This is a genomic window from Variovorax sp. GW821-FHT09B01, assembly GCF_059418345.1.
In genome coordinates, this window is record NZ_JBWKPQ010000004.1 from 301,842 (window position 1) to 317,351 (window position 15,510).

At 68.3% G+C, this 15,510-nt stretch carries 16 protein-coding genes; 11 read left to right on the forward strand and 5 right to left on the reverse strand.

The genetic code is table 11. The features are described 5' to 3' along the window. Position 1 precedes the first annotated feature (1 nt). Positions 2-2,953 carry a DNA topoisomerase III gene (locus AC07RV_RS15910; RefSeq protein ID WP_093351537.1) on the reverse strand — a complete coding sequence of 984 codons (2,952 nt, stop codon included), beginning with the start codon at positions 2,951-2,953 and terminating at the stop codon, positions 2-4. A gap of 140 nt (positions 2,954-3,093) precedes the next feature. Between AC07RV_RS15910 and AC07RV_RS15915 the strand changes: the two genes are divergently transcribed. The 3 genes from AC07RV_RS15915 to AC07RV_RS15925 are packed head-to-tail and all read left to right on the forward strand — an operon-like array spanning position 3,094 to position 4,888. Beyond that, on the forward strand, positions 3,094-3,816 hold the full coding sequence (locus AC07RV_RS15915) for an SET domain-containing protein (protein ID WP_296774827.1): 723 nt from the start codon (positions 3,094-3,096) through the stop codon (positions 3,814-3,816). A gap of 2 nt (positions 3,817-3,818) precedes the next feature. Continuing rightward, positions 3,819-4,664 (forward strand): biotin--[acetyl-CoA-carboxylase] ligase, encoded by an 846-nt coding sequence (locus AC07RV_RS15920; protein WP_296774828.1) that lies wholly within the window; start codon positions 3,819-3,821, stop codon positions 4,662-4,664. Positions 4,665-4,678: 14 nt separating this feature from the next. Next, positions 4,679-4,888: a sporulation protein gene (locus tag AC07RV_RS15925; RefSeq protein WP_296774830.1), complete on the forward strand. Its 210-nt coding sequence runs from the start codon at positions 4,679-4,681 to the stop codon at positions 4,886-4,888. Between the two features lie 9 nt (positions 4,889-4,897). Here AC07RV_RS15925 and AC07RV_RS15930 read toward each other — a convergent pair whose 3' ends face one another. The 3 genes from AC07RV_RS15930 to AC07RV_RS15940 form a co-directional block, all read right to left on the reverse strand. Next, a complete protein-coding gene (locus AC07RV_RS15930) occupies positions 4,898-6,337 on the reverse strand; it encodes a sensor histidine kinase (RefSeq protein ID WP_208511734.1) in 1,440 nt (479 codons plus the stop codon). 37 nt (positions 6,338-6,374) lie between these two features. Further along, entirely contained in the window at positions 6,375-7,046 is a 672-nt protein-coding gene (locus AC07RV_RS15935) for a response regulator (protein WP_093351522.1), read from the reverse strand. Between the two features lie 66 nt (positions 7,047-7,112). Next, the gene (locus tag AC07RV_RS15940; protein WP_093351519.1) at positions 7,113-7,598 is read right to left on the reverse strand and encodes a MarR family winged helix-turn-helix transcriptional regulator; all 486 of its coding nucleotides are present in this window, start codon (positions 7,596-7,598) and stop codon (positions 7,113-7,115) included. Between the two features lie 146 nt (positions 7,599-7,744). On the opposite strand from AC07RV_RS15940, the gene recA reads away from it, so the two are divergent. The 4 genes from recA to AC07RV_RS15960 all read left to right on the forward strand — a co-directional run bounded on the left by recA (position 7,745) and on the right by AC07RV_RS15960 (position 10,552). After that, positions 7,745-8,806, forward strand: coding sequence for a recombinase RecA (gene recA / locus AC07RV_RS15945; protein WP_296774835.1), 1,062 nt, complete (start codon positions 7,745-7,747; stop codon positions 8,804-8,806). 67 nt (positions 8,807-8,873) lie between these two features. After that, positions 8,874-9,329 carry a recombination regulator RecX gene (gene recX / locus AC07RV_RS15950; RefSeq protein WP_093351512.1) on the forward strand — a complete coding sequence of 152 codons (456 nt, stop codon included), beginning with the start codon at positions 8,874-8,876 and terminating at the stop codon, positions 9,327-9,329. Then, positions 9,316-9,732: an SRPBCC family protein gene (locus tag AC07RV_RS15955; protein WP_296774837.1), complete on the forward strand. Its 417-nt coding sequence runs from the start codon at positions 9,316-9,318 to the stop codon at positions 9,730-9,732. The genes recX and AC07RV_RS15955 overlap by 14 nt, the downstream gene beginning before the upstream one ends. Positions 9,733-9,805: 73 nt before the next feature. Then, positions 9,806-10,552: a hypothetical protein gene (locus tag AC07RV_RS15960; RefSeq protein ID WP_296774839.1), complete on the forward strand. Its 747-nt coding sequence runs from the start codon at positions 9,806-9,808 to the stop codon at positions 10,550-10,552. A 52-nt stretch (positions 10,553-10,604) separates the two neighbouring features. On the opposite strand, the gene argC is transcribed toward AC07RV_RS15960, so the two are convergent. Further along, positions 10,605-11,528 carry an N-acetyl-gamma-glutamyl-phosphate reductase gene (gene argC / locus AC07RV_RS15965; protein WP_093351504.1) on the reverse strand — a complete coding sequence of 308 codons (924 nt, stop codon included), beginning with the start codon at positions 11,526-11,528 and terminating at the stop codon, positions 10,605-10,607. Between the two features lie 234 nt (positions 11,529-11,762). Here argC and sucC point away from each other — a divergent pair, with 234 nt between their 5' ends. The 4 genes from sucC to AC07RV_RS15985 all read left to right on the forward strand — a co-directional run bounded on the left by sucC (position 11,763) and on the right by AC07RV_RS15985 (position 15,493). Then, on the forward strand, positions 11,763-12,929 hold the full coding sequence (gene sucC / locus AC07RV_RS15970) for an ADP-forming succinate--CoA ligase subunit beta (RefSeq protein WP_093351500.1): 1,167 nt from the start codon (positions 11,763-11,765) through the stop codon (positions 12,927-12,929). Between the two features lie 11 nt (positions 12,930-12,940). Then, positions 12,941-13,834 (forward strand): succinate--CoA ligase subunit alpha, encoded by an 894-nt coding sequence (gene sucD, locus AC07RV_RS15975; protein WP_093351497.1) that lies wholly within the window; start codon positions 12,941-12,943, stop codon positions 13,832-13,834. A gap of 119 nt (positions 13,835-13,953) precedes the next feature. Continuing rightward, entirely contained in the window at positions 13,954-14,643 is a 690-nt protein-coding gene (locus AC07RV_RS15980) for a TerC family protein (protein WP_093351495.1), read from the forward strand. A 46-nt stretch (positions 14,644-14,689) separates the two neighbouring features. After that, a complete protein-coding gene (locus tag AC07RV_RS15985) occupies positions 14,690-15,493 on the forward strand; it encodes a Stp1/IreP family PP2C-type Ser/Thr phosphatase (RefSeq protein WP_093351492.1) in 804 nt (267 codons plus the stop codon). Positions 15,494-15,510: the final 17 nt, after the last annotated feature.

A 15,510-nucleotide genomic window follows, 5' to 3' on the forward strand; every position in this document is an offset into this window, starting at 1 on the left:
CTCAGAGCGCCGTGAGGTGTTTGCCCACGATGCCCGCGAGCTCGAACATCGTCACCTGGTCCTTGCCGAACACCGGCTTGAGCTTGGCGTCGGCATTGATCGAGCGCTTGTCCTTCGCGTCCTGCAGGCCGTTGGCCTTGATGTAGTCCCAGAGCTTCTTGACCACCTCGGTGCGCGCCACCGGCTCGTTGCCGATCACCGCGGCGAGCGCGTCGCTGGGCTTGAGGCCGGCGCCGGTCTTGCGCGGCGCCTTCTTCTCGGCCGGTGCCTTCTTGGCCGCGGGCGCCTTCTTCGCCGCCACCTTCTTGGCGGCGGCGGTCTTGCCGGCCGGCGCGGCCTTGCCGAAGGTCTTGCGCGGCGGGAACTTGCTGCCGCCCTCGCGCGGCGCGAACTCGAAGGTCACCTTGCCTTCTTCCGCGTTCCAGGTCAGGAAGGCCTTGAAGGCGCGGCGCGTGCGCATCGAGACGAACTTGTCGAGCAGGTCGGTCTTGCCGGTGGCCAGCAGCTTCTCCATCTGCGCGCGCTCCACCGGCTGCTGCAGGATGATCTTGCCGGTCTTGAAGGTGCAGCTCGGCGTGGGCTGGGCGTTGGTGGGCACCGACTTCTCGCAGATGTAGTTGCTGCCGTGCTCGAACACGGGCGCGCCGCAGATCGGGCAGGGGCCGACCGTGTCCTGCTCGCTGAAGTCGACGATCTCGCCGCTGTCCTCGTTCTTGTCGTCGCCGAAGTCGAACTCGAGCTTCCAGTTCTTCGCCTCCTCGTCGTACTTGAGCACGATCTCGGAGGTGAAGGGCCAGCCGGCCTTGGAGCGGAAGCCCTCGAGCGGGCCGATGTGCTTGTCGCGCAGGAGCGCCTCGGCCTCGGCGACCTCGAAGGTGCGCCCGGCCGGCGACTTGCCGAACGAGAAGCCGCAGGCGTCCTCGCCGGTGCCGCTCTTGCCGGTGCAGCCGTAGCGGCGGTAGTTCTCCTTCACCACGCCGCCGCAGTTGGGGCAGGGCGTGGCCAGCGTCGTGTAGTCGCCGGGCACGGTGTCGCGGTCGTACTCCTTGGCCTTCTTGACGATGTGCTCGGTCATCGCCGCGATCTCGCGCATGAAAGCGTCGCGGCTCAGCGACCCCTTCTCCATCTGCGCGAGCTTGTATTCCCACTCGCCGGTGAGCTCGGCCTTGGAGAGTTCCTCCACGCCGAGGCCGCGCAGCAGCGTCATCAGCTGGAAGGCCTTGGCGGTCGGGATCAGCTCGCGGCCCTCGCGCAGCATGTACTTCTCGGCGATCAGGCCTTCGATGGTGGCCGCGCGCGTGGCTGGCGTGCCCAGGCCCTTCTCCTGCATGGCCTCGCGCAGTTCCTCGTCGTCGATGGTCTTGCCCGCGCCTTCCATGGCGCCGAGCAGCGTGGCTTCGGAGTAGCGCGCCGGCGGGCGCGTCTTCAGGCCCTTGGTGTCGACGGTCTCGGCCAGCACCATCTCGCCGGGCTTCACCGGCACCAGGTTCTTGCCGTCCTTCTCGTCGTCATCGCTGACGGCTTCCTTGCCGTAGATCGCGAGCCAGCCCGGCTTGACCAGCACCTTGCCGTCGGAGCGGAAGGCGTAGTTCCTGCCGGCCTGCGCCACCGTGCTGATGCGGGTCGTGACCTGGTATTCGGCGCTCGGGAAGAACACCGACAGGAAGCGGCGCACCACGAAGTCGTAGAGGCGCTGCTCGGCTTCCGACAGGCCGCTGGGCGCCTGCAGGGTCGGGATGATCGCGAAGTGATCCGACACCTTCGCGTTGTCGAAGATGCGCTTGCTCGGCTTCACGTAGTTCTGGTCGATCGCCTGCTGCGCGAACGGTGCGAGGTGGCGCATGCCGCTGGTGGCGAGCATGCCCATGGTCTGCTTGACCACCGGCAGGTAGTCCTCGGGCAGGGCGCGCGAGTCGGTCCGCGGGTAGGTCAGCGCCTTGTGGCGTTCGTACAGGCTCTGGGCCAGCGCCAGCGTGGTCTTGGCCGAGAAGCCGAAGCGGCTGTTGGCCTCGCGCTGCAGCGAGGTCAGGTCGAACAGCTGGGGCGACGCTTGCGTGGTGGGCTTGCTCTCCTCGGTGACGCTGGCGGGCTTGCCGCGCGCGGCCTGCGCGATGGCGAGCGCGTCGCGCTCGTTCCAGATCCGGTCGGCGCGCTGCTCGGGGTCGGGCTCGCCGCTGGGCAGCAGCGGCGCGCTGGCCTTCTTCCAGGCCGGGTCGAACCACTTGCCCGGATAGTGGCCGGCTTCGGCCAGGAAGCTGGCGTGCACTTCCCAGTAGTCGCGCGAGACGAACTTGCGGATCTGCTCCTCGCGCTCGACCACCACCGACAGCGTGGGCGTCTGCACCCGGCCCACGGTGGTGAGGAAGAAGCCGCCGTCGCGCGAGTTGAAGGCCGTCATCGCGCGCGTGCCGTTGATGCCCACCAGCCAGTCGGCCTCGGAGCGCGAGCGCGCGGCATCGGCCAGGCCCTGCATCTGCTTCTCGGTGCGCAGCGAGTCGAAGCCGTCGCGGATCGCCTGCGGCGTCATCGACTGCAGCCACAGCCGTCGCACCGGCTTGTTCAGGCCCGTCTTGCCGCCGGCGTACTGCTCGATCAGGCGGAAGATCAGTTCGCCCTCGCGGCCCGCGTCGCAGGCGTTCACGAGCTGGGTCACGTCCTTGCGCTTGGCCTGCTTGACCACCGCGTTGAGGCGGGTCTTGGTCTTGTCCACCGGCTTGAGGTCGAAGTGCGGCGGGATCACCGGCAGGTTGGCGAAGCTCCACTTGCCGCGCTTGACGTCGAACTCCTCGGGCGCCTGGATTTCCACCAGGTGGCCGACGGCGCTGGTCACGACGTACTGGTCGTTCTCGAAGTGCTCGTCGTGTTTGTCGAACTTGCCGGCCACCGGCGTGAGCGCACGCACGATGTCCTGCGCCACCGACGGTTTTTCTGCAATAACCAATGTCTTCGTCATCTGTGCTCTCTCAACTGTTTCGCCAAGCCGGCTCGCGGGCCATGCGCGCAGTGCCATGGGCTCTCTCTATACTCGGCGGCTTCTCGCGTGCGCACACGCGCACGCGCATGTGTGCATATTCAAACTAACAGACTTCGGCGATGCCTTCCAAATCCCCACTTTCCAACGCCCGCCGAATTCAGACGCGGCGTTCCTCCGTCCATGGCAACGGCGTGTTCGCGGTGCAGGACCTGGCCGAAGGCGAGCGGATCATCGAGTACAAGGGCGAGATCATCACGTGGAAGGAGGCACTGCGCCGCCATCCGCACGATCCGGCCCAGCCGAATCACACTTTCTACTTCCATATCGATGACGGACGCGTGATCGACGGCAACGTCGACGGCAATGCGGCCCGCTGGATCAACCACTCGTGCGAGCCCAACTGCGAGGCCGACGAGGTCGATGGGCGCGTCTATATCAAGGCGCTGCGCAACATCGCGGCCGGCGAGGAACTCAACTACGACTACGGCCTGATCATCGACGAGCCGTACACCGAGAAGCTGCTGTCGGAGTTCCCGTGCTACTGCGGCTCCGAGCAATGCCGCGGCACGCTGCTCACGCCGAAGGACGACGAGGAAGAGGACAAGAAGAAAAAGAAGAAGGCGAAGAAGAAGGAAGCGAAGAAGGCCGAGAAGGAGAAGGCCGACAAGAAGGCCGAGAAAAAGTCCGAAAAGAAAGCCGAGAAGAAGTCGGAAAAGAAGGCGGACAAGAAGGACGGCAAGAAGAAGGACAAGGCGCCGAAGGCCGACAAGCCGGCCAAGGCGAAGAAGACCGAGACGGTCGCCGAGGCGGCCCCCGCCGCGGCCGGCAACGGCGGGCTCTGAGCATGGCCGCCGGCGGCAGTGCCCTGCAGTGGCACGAGGAGCGGATCGCCGCGGCGCTCGCCCCCCTGCTGCCGGGCTTCGCGGCCGAGGTGGTCGGCGAGATCGATTCCACCAACACCGAACTCATGCGGCGCGCGCGCGCCGGGCGGACCGAGCCCGTGCTGCTGGTCGCCGAGCGCCAGACCGCGGGCCGCGGCCGGCTCGGCCGGCCCTGGCAGAGCGCGCAGCAGCCCGGCGACGATGTCGCGCCGTCGCTGACCTTCTCGCTGGGCCTGCCGCTCGCGCCGGCCGACTGGTCGGGGCTCTCGCTCGCGGTCGGGGTCAGCCTGGCCGAGAACCTCGATCCCACGGGCGAGGCGAGGCTCGGGCTCAAGTGGCCCAACGACCTCTGGGTCGACGAGCGCAAGCTCGTGGGCATCCTGATCGAGACCGCGCTGCCGCATGCAGGCGGTGCCGCCGGTGCCGCGGGCGATGCACCGCCGTCGCGCTACGTGGTCATCGGCATCGGCGTGAACATCGGCGCGCGCGATGCCGAGGGCATGCGCACGCCACCCGCCTGGATGCGCCAGTGGCGCCCCGACGCCACGTCTCCCGCGGTGCTGGCCGAGCTGATCCCGCCGCTGGTGCGCGACGTGCTCGCGTTCGGCGCGCGCGGCTTCGCGCCGTTCGCCGAGCGCTTCGCGGCGCGCGACGTGCTGCGCGGGCGCGAGGTGGTGCTCAGCGACGGCCGCACGGGCCTGTGCGAGGGCGTCTCGTGGACCGGCGAGCTGCAGGTGCGCACGGCCGAGGGCCTGCAGGCCATCGTCAGCGACGAGGTCAGCGTGCGGCCGCGCGGCATGGCCCTCTGAGACCGGACGCCGCGATGCCGCTGCGCCTGGTCGTGATCGCCCTGCTGGTCCTCAACGGCGGCTACTGGCTGTGGTCGCGCGGCGACCTCGCGGGCTTCGGGCTCGCGCCGGCGGGGCTCGACGAGCGCGATCCGCAGCGCCTCACGCGGCAGATCCATCCCGAATATCTGCAGATCCGCGCCGAGCCGCCGAGGGCCGGTGCCTCGGGTCCCAGCGCCCGATGAGCCGGCCGCTCAGGCCGGCGCGCTCTCGAAACGCACCGTGAAGCGCGCGCCCGGCGGCTGCCGCTCGGGATGCGCGTCCTCGAGCGTCACCTGCGCATGGTGCTGGTTTGCGATCTCGCGCACGATCGGCAGCCCCAGGCCCGAGCCGTCGGCCTCGTTGCCCAGCACGCGGTAGAAGGGCTCGAACACGAGCTCGCGGTCGGCTTCGGAAATGCCCGGCCCGTTGTCCTCCACCTGCAGCAGCAGCACCCGGCCGAAGGGATCGGCCAGCACCCGCGCGGTGATCACGCCGGTGCGTTCGGGCCGCGAGGGCGTGTAGTTGATCGCGTTGTCGACCAGGTTGCGCACCAGCTCCTTGAGCAGGGTCGGGTTGCCCTCGAGCACCACGCCGCGCGAGCCGGGATCGAGGCCATCGTAGCCGAGGTCGATGCGCTTCTCGATCGCGCGCGGCACCGCTTCGCGCACCACCTCGATCGTGAGCCGCGCCAGGTCGCAGGGCTGGCGATGGGCGCCGGCGCTGTTGCCCTCGGCGCGCGCCAGCGACAGCAGCTGGTTCACCGTGTGGGTGGCGCGCACGCTGGCGCGGCCGATCTGCTTGAGCGACTGCTTGAGCTCGTCGGCATTGGCGTTCTCGCGCTGCGCCAGGTCGGCCTGCATGCGCAGGCCCGCGAGCGGCGTCTTGAGCTGGTGCGCCGCGTCGGCCAGGAAGCGCTTCTGCGTGTCGATGGAGTCGTTGAGCTTGTCGAGCAGCTCGTTGACCGAGGACACCAGCGGCACCACCTCGAGCGGCACCGAGGATTCGTCGAGCGGGCTCAGGTCGCCGGGGCGGCGCTCGCGGATGCGCGCCTCCACCACCGACAGCGGCTTGATGCCGCGCACCAGCGCCAGCCAGATCAGCAGCACCGCGAGCGGCAGGATCGCGAACTGCGGCAGCAGCACGCCCTTGATGATGTCGGCCGCCAGCAGCGACTGCTTCTGGCGCGTCTCGGCCACCTGCAGCAGCGCGGGCGGCGCATCGGGCGCGTCGCCGGCCAGCCAGATCCAGGCCACGCGCACCGACTTGCCGTTCATCTCGCCGTCGCGCAGCTGGACCTGGCCGATGGTCGGCGGCTCGTCGAGGCTGGGGTGCGGCACGTCGTGCTCGCCGCTGAGCAGCGTGCCGTGGCTGTCGAGCACCTGGTAGTACACGCGGTCGGTGTCGTCGCCGCGCAGGATCTCGCGGGTCGGCTGCGGCAGCACGAAGCGCGGGCTGTCCTTCTGCAGCGAGACCGTGCGCGCCAGCGTCTCGATGTTGTGCGTGAGCACGCGGTCGAAGGAGGCGCTCGCGATGCCCTGCGCCACCAGCCAGGTCACGCCGATGCTGACTGGCACCAGCAGCAGCAGCGGCGTGAGCATCCAGTCGAGGATCTCGCCGAACAGGGAGCGCTGCGCGCGCTGGAAGAGTTTCATCGGACCGGACCCGCCGCGCCCGGCGGCCGCACGCGCGTCACTGGATCTTTTCGAGGCAGTAGCCGAGCCCGCGCACGGTGGCGATGCGCACCGGGCCCTTCTCGATCTTCTTGCGCAGGCGGTGGATGTAGACCTCGATCGCGTTGAGGCTGACCTCCTCGCCCCATTCGCACAGGCGCTCCACCAGCTGGTCCTTGCTGACCAGCCGGCCCGCGCGCTGCAGCAGCACCTCGAGCAGGCCCAGCTCGCGCGCCGACAGCTCGACCATCTTGCCGTCGAGCGTGGCGACGCGGCCGGCCTGGTCGTAGATCAGCGGGCCGTGCTTGATCGCGTTGCTGGTGGTGCCCATGCCGCGGCGCGTGAGGGCGCGCACCCGCGCCTCGAGCTCCTGCAGGCTGAAGGGCTTGGCCATGTAGTCGTCGGCGCCGTTGTCCAGCCCCTTGACGCGCTCCTCCACGCTGTCGGCCGCGGTGAGCACCAGCACCGGCAGCTGCGAGCCGCGCGCGCGCAGCCGCTTGAGGATCTCGATGCCGTGCAGGCTGGGCAGGCCGAGGTCGAGGATCAGCAGGTCGAACTCGCTGTGCGTCATGAGCGCGGTGTCGGCCTCGGAGCCGTTGGCCACGTGATCGACGGCGGCGCCCGAGGTGCGCAGGCTGCGCAGCAGTGCATCGGCCAGCACCTTGTCGTCTTCGGCAATCAGTATCCGCATAGCCACCTCCAGCCCGGTTCGCGCCGTGGGCGGCGCCGTTGCACGTTGTCTCCGCTCGGGGGGAGTCTAGCCCGCCGTATAGGCTTCCAGACCGATGGTTACCACGGTGGCGACATCGTCGCCCACGCTGGCGCGGAACTCGCGCTCGGCCTGCGTCACCGCCTGGCGGAAGGCCTCGAGCCAGGCCAGGCCGTCGGCCGTGAACAGCACGCGCCGCGCGCGCGCATCGAGCGGATCGGGCCCGCGCGTGACCAGCCCCCAGGCCTCGCACTGGTCGACCAGCGCGCCCATGGCCTGCTTGGTCATGCCGGCGCGCTCGGCGAGTTCGGTCAGGCGCGAGCCCTCGCGCGCGAGGTGGCGCGTGATGTGCACGTGGGCCGCGCTCACCTGCGCGCGCGCCGCGAGGTTCGACAGCGCCAGCGGCACGTCGACGTCGTGCGCCATCAGCGCGAGCACGCGCTCGTCGAAGCGCCGCATCGCATGGCCGAGCAGCCGGCCCAGGTGGGTCTGGCGCCAGGCATCGGGATCGAGGGGGAAGGGGGTGTCGCTCACGGCGCCAAATGGTAAAGCAAACTGACCAAAAAACGGGTTTACTCAAATCCATCCGCCCCTACACTACTGTTCAAGCATCCAGGCTGTAGTTAAAAGCAGATGGATCCGACCGTACACAACCCGTTGATCTTCAAGGAGTTTTTCACATGGACGCAGTCGTCAAGGGCTCGAGCATCGCAGGCGCCAACACCGAAAAGGCCAAGGCCCTCCAGGCCGCGCTGGCCCAGATCGAAAAGCAGTTCGGCAAGGGCACGATCATGCGGCTCGGCGAAGGCGAGGCGCTCGAGGACATCCAGGTGGTCTCCACCGGCTCGCTGGGCCTCGACATCGCCCTGGGCGTCGGCGGCCTGCCGCGCGGCCGGGTGGTCGAGATTTACGGTCCTGAATCCTCGGGCAAGACCACGCTCACGCTGCAGGTCATCGCCGCCATGCAGAAGCAGGCCGGCACCTGCGCCTTCGTCGACGCCGAGCACGCGCTCGACGTGCAGTACGCCCAGAAGCTCGGCGTGAACCTGTCCGACCTGCTGATCAGCCAGCCCGACACCGGTGAGCAGGCGCTCGAAATCGTCGACTCGCTGGTGCGCTCGGGCGCCGTCGACCTGATCGTCATCGACTCGGTCGCCGCGCTCACGCCCAAGGCCGAAATCGAAGGCGAAATGGGCGACTCGCTGCCCGGCCTGCAGGCCCGCCTGATGAGCCAGGCGCTGCGCAAGCTCACGGCCACGATCAAGAAGACCAACTGCATGGTCATCTTCATCAACCAGATCCGCATGAAGATCGGCGTGATGTTCGGTTCGCCCGAAACCACCACCGGCGGCAACGCGCTGAAGTTCTATGCCTCGGTGCGCCTGGACATCCGCCGCATCGGCACCATCAAGAAGGGCGACGAGGCCATCGGCAACGAAACCAAGGTCAAGGTGGTGAAGAACAAGGTCTCGCCCCCGTTCAAGACGGCCGAGTTCGACATCCTGTTCGGCGAGGGCATCAGCCGCGAGGGCGAGATCATCGACATGGGCGTGACCGCCAAGATCATCGACAAGTCGGGTGCCTGGTACGCCTACAACGGCGAGAAGATCGGGCAGGGCCGCGACAACGCGCGCGAGTTCCTGCGCGAGAACCCCGAGCTGTCGCGCGAGATCGAGAACAAGGTGCGCGAATCGCTGGGCATCCCGCTGCTGGCGGCGGACGCGACCGGCGCGGCCGAATAACCGGCCGATGCCTGCGAGCGGGGCGCCTGCGGTCGCCCCGCTTTCTTTTTCCGCTCCCGCATTTCCGATGGCATTCGATGCTCCTTCCCTGAAAGGCCGCGCGCTGCGCCTGCTGAGCCAGCGCGAGCATTCCCGCAGCGAACTCGAGCGCAAGCTGGCGCGCTACGAGGAAGAGCCGGGCACGCTCAAGGCCGCGCTCGACGAGCTCGCGGCCAAGGACTTCATCAGCGAGGAGCGCGTGGTCGCCTCGGTGCTGCACCAGCGCGCGGGCCGGCTCGGCGCGGCGCGCGTGCGGCAGGAACTGCAGGCCAAGGGCATCGGCGCCGAGGCCATCTCGCAGGCGGTGGCCGGGCTGCAGGGCAGCGAGCTCGAACGCGCGGCTGCGCTTTGGCGCCGCCGCTTCGACGCCCCACCCGCCGATCCCAAGGAACGCGCCCGGCAGGCCCGCTTCCTGATGGCGCGGGGCTTTTCGGCCGCGGTGGCGGCCAAGGTGCTGAGGAGCGATATCGATGAGCTCGAATGAACTGTCTCGCGTGATCACGCAGCGCGTGGCCTGCGACTGGCGCGCGGCCTATGCACTGGCGGCCGATCCCGCGCGCCTGCCCGATTGGGCCAGCGGCCTGGCCGACGGCGCGCTGACGCGCGACGGCGATCGCTGGCTGGCGACCACGCCCGGTGGCCGCGCGGTGCTGCGCTTCGCACCGGTCAACGAGCTCGGCGTGCTCGACCACTGGGTGGCGCCCGAGGGCGTGCCCGCGGTCTACGTGCCGTTTCGCGTCATCGGCGTGGCGCCCGGCGCCTGCGAGCTGCAGTTCACGCTGCTGCGCCAGCCGCACATGGACGACGCGGCCTTCGCGCACGACGCCGAGTGGATCGCGCGCGACCTGCGCGCGCTGCAGGCGCTGCTCGAGGCGCCGGCCGACTGAGCGGCCGAGCGGCCAAGCCCGCGACGGGCCGATGGCATGATCCGCGGCTTCATACAAAGAGGAGGAGTCGCAGATGTCTTCGGAACCCACCGAATCCCCCTCACTGGTGCGCACCGGCGCCCGCGCCGGCGCCGCCTTCGTCGGTTCGGTCGCGAAGGGCGTCTTCTTCGGCGTGGTGCTCGGTGGCGGCGCCTTCGTCTATTACCTGAGCCGGTTGAGCGGCCCCGGCATTCCCGGCGCACGCGCGGGCGGCGCCGGCGCGGTGCTGGCGCTGCTGGCCTCGCCGCCGCTGCTGGTGGGCCTGCTGCTGGGGCTCTTCATCGGCGTCTACGTGCTGCTCGGCGTGTCGCAGGGCCGCACGCGCGCGATGCAGCACCTGGTGGCCGCGCGCGGCGAGGCCGTGTCGCAGCGCCTGGGCGATGCCATCGCCGGGCGCATCGAATCGATGCCGCGCACCCACGGGGCGCTGCAGCGCGTGAGCGACTGGCTCTCGGTCGATGCACTGAGCGCGCAGCTCGCGCCGGTGCTTGGCGAAGGCAAGGCGGTGCGGGCGGTGATCGCCTTCGTGGTCAACCGGCTGCCGCTCAACGAGCTGCTGGCCGAATGGCAGCAGGGCCGCGCCGCGCAAGGCGAGCCGGCACCGCTGCCCACGGTGCAGGGCGGGCCCGTCGCGACGCAGGACCCGGCCTTGCGCGCGCTGATCACGCGGCGCATCCACGAGACGCTGCAGGAGATGTCGACGCCCTCGCGCAAGCCGTTCTACATCGTGCTCGCGCTGCATGCGGCGCTGCTCGGCACCGGGCTCTGGCTGGTGGGCTGAAACGAAAAAGGCGCCGGGGAGCCGGCGCCTTTCGAGTGGTGGAGGCCGCGCCTCAGAGCGACAGCATCAGCTTGAGGTTCTGCACCGCGGCGCCGCTCGCGCCCTTGCCGAGGTTGTCCAGGCGCGCAATCACCACGGCATGGCGGTGGTCCTCGTTCGGGAACACGCGGATCTCGAGCTGGTTGGTGTCGTTGAGCGCCAGCGCGTCGAGCTTGCCGTCCGCGGTGGGCGGCAGCACCTTCACGAACTGCTCGGGCGTGTTGCTCTTCGCGTAGTGGGCGGCCAGCGCCTCGTGCAGGTCGCCGGCCTTCGGCTTGCCGGGCAGCAGGTCGAGGTGCAGCGGCAGCTGGACCAGCATGCCCTGCTTGAAGTTGCCGACCGAGGGGATGAACACCGGGCGCTGCGTGAGGCCGGTGTATTTCATGATCTCGGGGATGTGCTTGTGCGTGAGGCCCAGCGCGTAGGTTTCGAACAGCGGCGCCTCGCCCTTCTCGTAGGCCTCGATCATGGTCCGGCCGCCGCCCGAGTAGCCGCTGACCGAGGGCAGCGCGATCGGGAAGTCGGCGGGCAGCAGGCCCGCGTCGACCAGCGGACGCACCATGGCGATCGCGCCGGTGGCGTAGCAGCCGGGGTTGCCCACGCGGTCGGCCTGGGCCACGGCCTGCCAATGGCCCGCCACCAGTTCGGGAAAGCCGAACACCCAGCCCGGCGCCACGCGGTGCGCGGTCGAGGCGTCGATGATCTTGGGCTTCTTGCCGGGCAGCTGGTCGATCAGCGCGACCGATTCGCGTGCCGCGTCGTCGTGCAGGCACAGCACGACGAGGTCGACGCCGGCCATGAGGTCGCGCTTGGCATTGACGTCTTTTCGCAGCTCGGGCGCGATGCTCACGAGCTCGACCTGCGGCATGTCTTGCAGCCGCTCGCGGATCTGGAGGCCGGTGGTGCCGGCTTCGCCATCGATGAAAACCTTGGCCATGGTGGGGTTGCCTGATGGAAGGGCTGGAGGAAAGGGGCGGAAGGAGACGGGCTAGAAGAAAGTACGTATTGACCGCACACGCCCGTCAGTATTGATGCGGCGCACCATGATACAGTCCGCGATTGTCCGCCGCCCCCAGCCGTCAGGCTGCCGTCGCCTGTGGACAACAGAGCCAACACCAGCCTGCCTAGATCTCCCGTTTATTCAACCTCTTCCTTCCGAGAGACATCCCTCATGAAGATTCACGAGTACCAAGGCAAGGAAATCCTTGCCAAGTTCGGCGTGCCGGTGCCGCGCGGCATTCCGGCCTACACGGTCCAGGAGGCGGTCGAAGCCGCCCAGAAGCTGGGCGGCCCGGTCTGGGTGGTCAAGGCCCAGATCCACGCGGGTGGCCGCGGCAAGGGCGGCGGCGTGAAGGTCGCCAAGACCATCGAGGACGTGAAGAAGCTGGCTGGCGAGATCCTCGGCATGCAGCTCAAGACGCACCAGACCGGCCCCGAAGGCCAGAAGGTCCGCCGCCTCTACATCGAAGACGGCGCCGACATCCAGAAGGAATACTACGTTTCGGCCGTGACCGACCGCGCCACCCAGAAGGTGGCCTTCATCGCTTCGAGCGAAGGCGGCATGGACATCGAGGAAGTGGCCCACTCCTCGCCCGAGAAGATCATCACGGTGTTCGCCGACCCGCAAGCCGGCCTGACCGACGAGCAGGCCAAGCAGATCGCCGATGGCATCGGCATCCCGGCCGATTCGACCGCGCAAGCCGTCGACATCTTCAAGAAGCTCTACACCTGCTACATGGAGACGGACGCCTCGCTGGTCGAGATCAACCCGCTCAACCGTGACGGCAAGGGCAACATCATCGCCCTGGACGCCAAGTTCAACTTCGACAGCAACGCGCTGTTCCGCCATCCCGAGATCGTCGCGCTGCGCGACCTCGACGAGGAAGACCCGGCCGAAGTCGAAGCCTCGAAGTTCGACCTCGCCTACATCTCGCTCGACGGCAACATCGGCTGCCTGGTGAACGGCGCCGGCCTCGCGATGGCCACGATGGACACCATCAAGCTGTTCGGCGGCGAGCCGGCCAACTTCCTCGACGTGGGCGGCGGCGCCACCCCCGAGAAGGTCACCGAAGCCTTCAAGATCATGCTGAAGAACAAGAATGTCGAGGCCATCCTCGTCAACATCTTCGGCGGCATCATGAAGTGCGACACCATCGCCACCGGCGTGATCGCGGCCTGCAAGGCCGTGAACCTGCAAGTGCCGCTGGTCGTGCGCATGAAGGGCACCAACGAAGCCGAAGGCAAGAAGCTGCTGGCCGACTCGGGCCTGCCGATCATCAGCGCCGACACCATGGCGGACGCGGCCCAGAAGGTCGTGGCAGCAGTCAAGAAGGCCTAAGGAACAGAGTCATGTCGATCTACATCAACAAAGACACCAAAGTCATCACCCAAGGCATCACCGGCAAGACGGGCCAGTTCCACACCGAGAAGTGCCAGGAATACGCGAACGGCAAGAACGCCTTCGTGGCCGGTGTGAACCCGAAGAAGGCCGGCGAGTCGATCTTCAACATCCCGATCTTCGGTTCGGTGAAGGAAGCCGCCACGCAGACCGGCGCCACCGTGTCGGTGATCTACGTGCCGCCGGCAGGCGCCGCGGCCGCGATCTGGGAAGCCGTCGAGGCCGACCTCGACCTCGCGATCTGCATCACCGAAGGCATCCCGGTTCGCGACATGCTCGAAGTGCGCAACAAGATGAAGGCCAAGGAAGCCGCCGGCGGCAAGAAGACCCTGCTGCTCGGCCCGAACTGCCCCGGCCTGATCACGCCCGACGAGATCAAGATCGGCATCATGCCCGGCCACATCCACCGCAAGGGCCGCATCGGCGTCGTGAGCCGCTCGGGCACGCTGACCTATGAAGCCGTGGCGCAACTGACCGAGATCGGCCTGGGCCAATCGTCGGCGGTCGGCATCGGCGGCGACCCGATCAACGGCCTCAAGCACATCGACGTGATGAAGGCCTTCAACGACGACCCCGAAACCGACGCCGTGATCATGATCGGCGAAATCGGCGGTCCCGACGAAGCCGACGCCGCCCGCTGGTGCAAGGACAACATGAAGAAGCCGGTGGTCGGCTTCATCGCCGGCGTGACCGCGCCTCCCGGCAAGCGCATGGGCCATGCCGGCGCGCTGATCTCGGGCGGTGCCGACACGGCCGAAGCCAAGCTCTCCATCATGGAAGAGTGCGGCTTCACCGTGACGCGCAACTTCTCGGAACTGGCCAAGCTGCTCAAGGGCAAGCTGTAAGCCACGGCGTTCGCGCCCAGCAAGGTCCGTAAAGAGACCTCACACGCGCAAGAAAGAACAAGACGCCCGCAATCCGATTGCGGGCGTTTTTTTCACAAAAACAAAGCGGGATCAGAGACATGGAACTTCTTCAAAGCACGGACTTCTGGATCGGCCTGATCAAGATCGTCTGGATCAACATCATCCTGTCGGGCGACAACGCCGTGGTGATCGCCATGGCGGCGCGTTCGCTGCCGCCCGAGCAGCAGAAAAAAGCGGTGCTCTTCGGCTCCGGCGCGGCCGTCGTGCTGCGGATCGTGCTGACGGTGGTGGCGGCCAAGCTGCTGGCGCTGCCGTACCTGCAGATCGTCGGCGGCCTGCTGCTGCTGTGGATCGGCCTGCAACTGCTCGGCGAGGAAGACGAGGGCGACGGCGACTCCAAGGAGTACGGCAGCATGATGGCCGCCGTGCGCACCATCCTGCTCGCCGACCTCGTGATGAGCCTGGACAACGTGATCGCGGTAGCGGCCGCCGCGCAGGGCAGCATGGTGCTGCTGGTGCTGGGCCTGGCGATCAGCATCCCGCTCGTGATCTTCGGCAGCACGCTGATGATCAAGCTGATGGAGCGCTTCCCCATCATCGTGATGCTGGGCGCGGCGCTGATCGGCTGGGTCGGTGGCGAGACCATCGTGAGCGACGTGTCGCTGCGCGAGGTGCTGGCGGCCAACCCCTGGCTGCACTACGCCGCAGCCGCGGCCGGTGCGCTGTTCGTGGTGGCGGTGGGCAAGCTGCTCCAGCGGCGCGCCCACGCGGCCGCGGCGCAGCACTGACGGCGGAAGCCACCACCGGGCTGCCGCTTCGCCGACACTTGCGACCATGGTAGGTGTCGGCACTTCCCTCTTCTCGACCCGTCCCCCGCTCTCGTGGGAGTTCGCGGCGCTGACCGACGTCGGCCGCGTGCGCGCCCACAACGAGGACGCGGTCCATGTCGATCCCGTGCTCGGGCTGGCGGTGCTGGCCGACGGCATGGGCGGCTACAAGGGCGGCGAGGTCGCCAGCGCGATGGCGGTGTCGCTGGTGCATGCGAACTTCCGGCGCTGGTACGTGCAGGCCGGTCCGCAGGCGCCGGCCCGCGTCGTGCGGCGCGCGCTGCAGGCCGCGACCGACGAGGCCAATGCCGCCATCCTCGACGGCAGCCTGACCAATCCCAACCTGCAGGGCATGGGGACCACGCTGGTCCTGGCCGCCTTCGGGCCGCACCGCGTGATGGTGGGCCACATCGGCGACTCGCGCTGCTACCGGCTGCGCAACGACAAGCTCGAGCAGCTCACGCGCGACCATTCGCTGCGCCAGCAGCAGCTCGATGCCGGTGCCATCACGGCCGAGGAAGCGCTGTCCTCGCCCAACCGCAACCTCGTGACCCGCGCCGTCGGCGTCGAGGCCCAAGTCTTGCTGGAAATGCATGAACACACGGCCAGGCCCGACGACCTCTATATGCTGTGCTCCGACGGGCTCAGCGAAATGGTCCCAGACGCCCAGCTTTTCACGCTTCTGACGAGACAAGACGGTGGTATTGAGTCCAAGGTATCACTTTTGGCAAACATCGCCAACGAAAATGGCGGACGGGATAACATTTCTGTCATCCTGGCCCGGGCCAGCCTGCCACGCGCGGCGGCCTGACGCAGGCGATGGGGCGG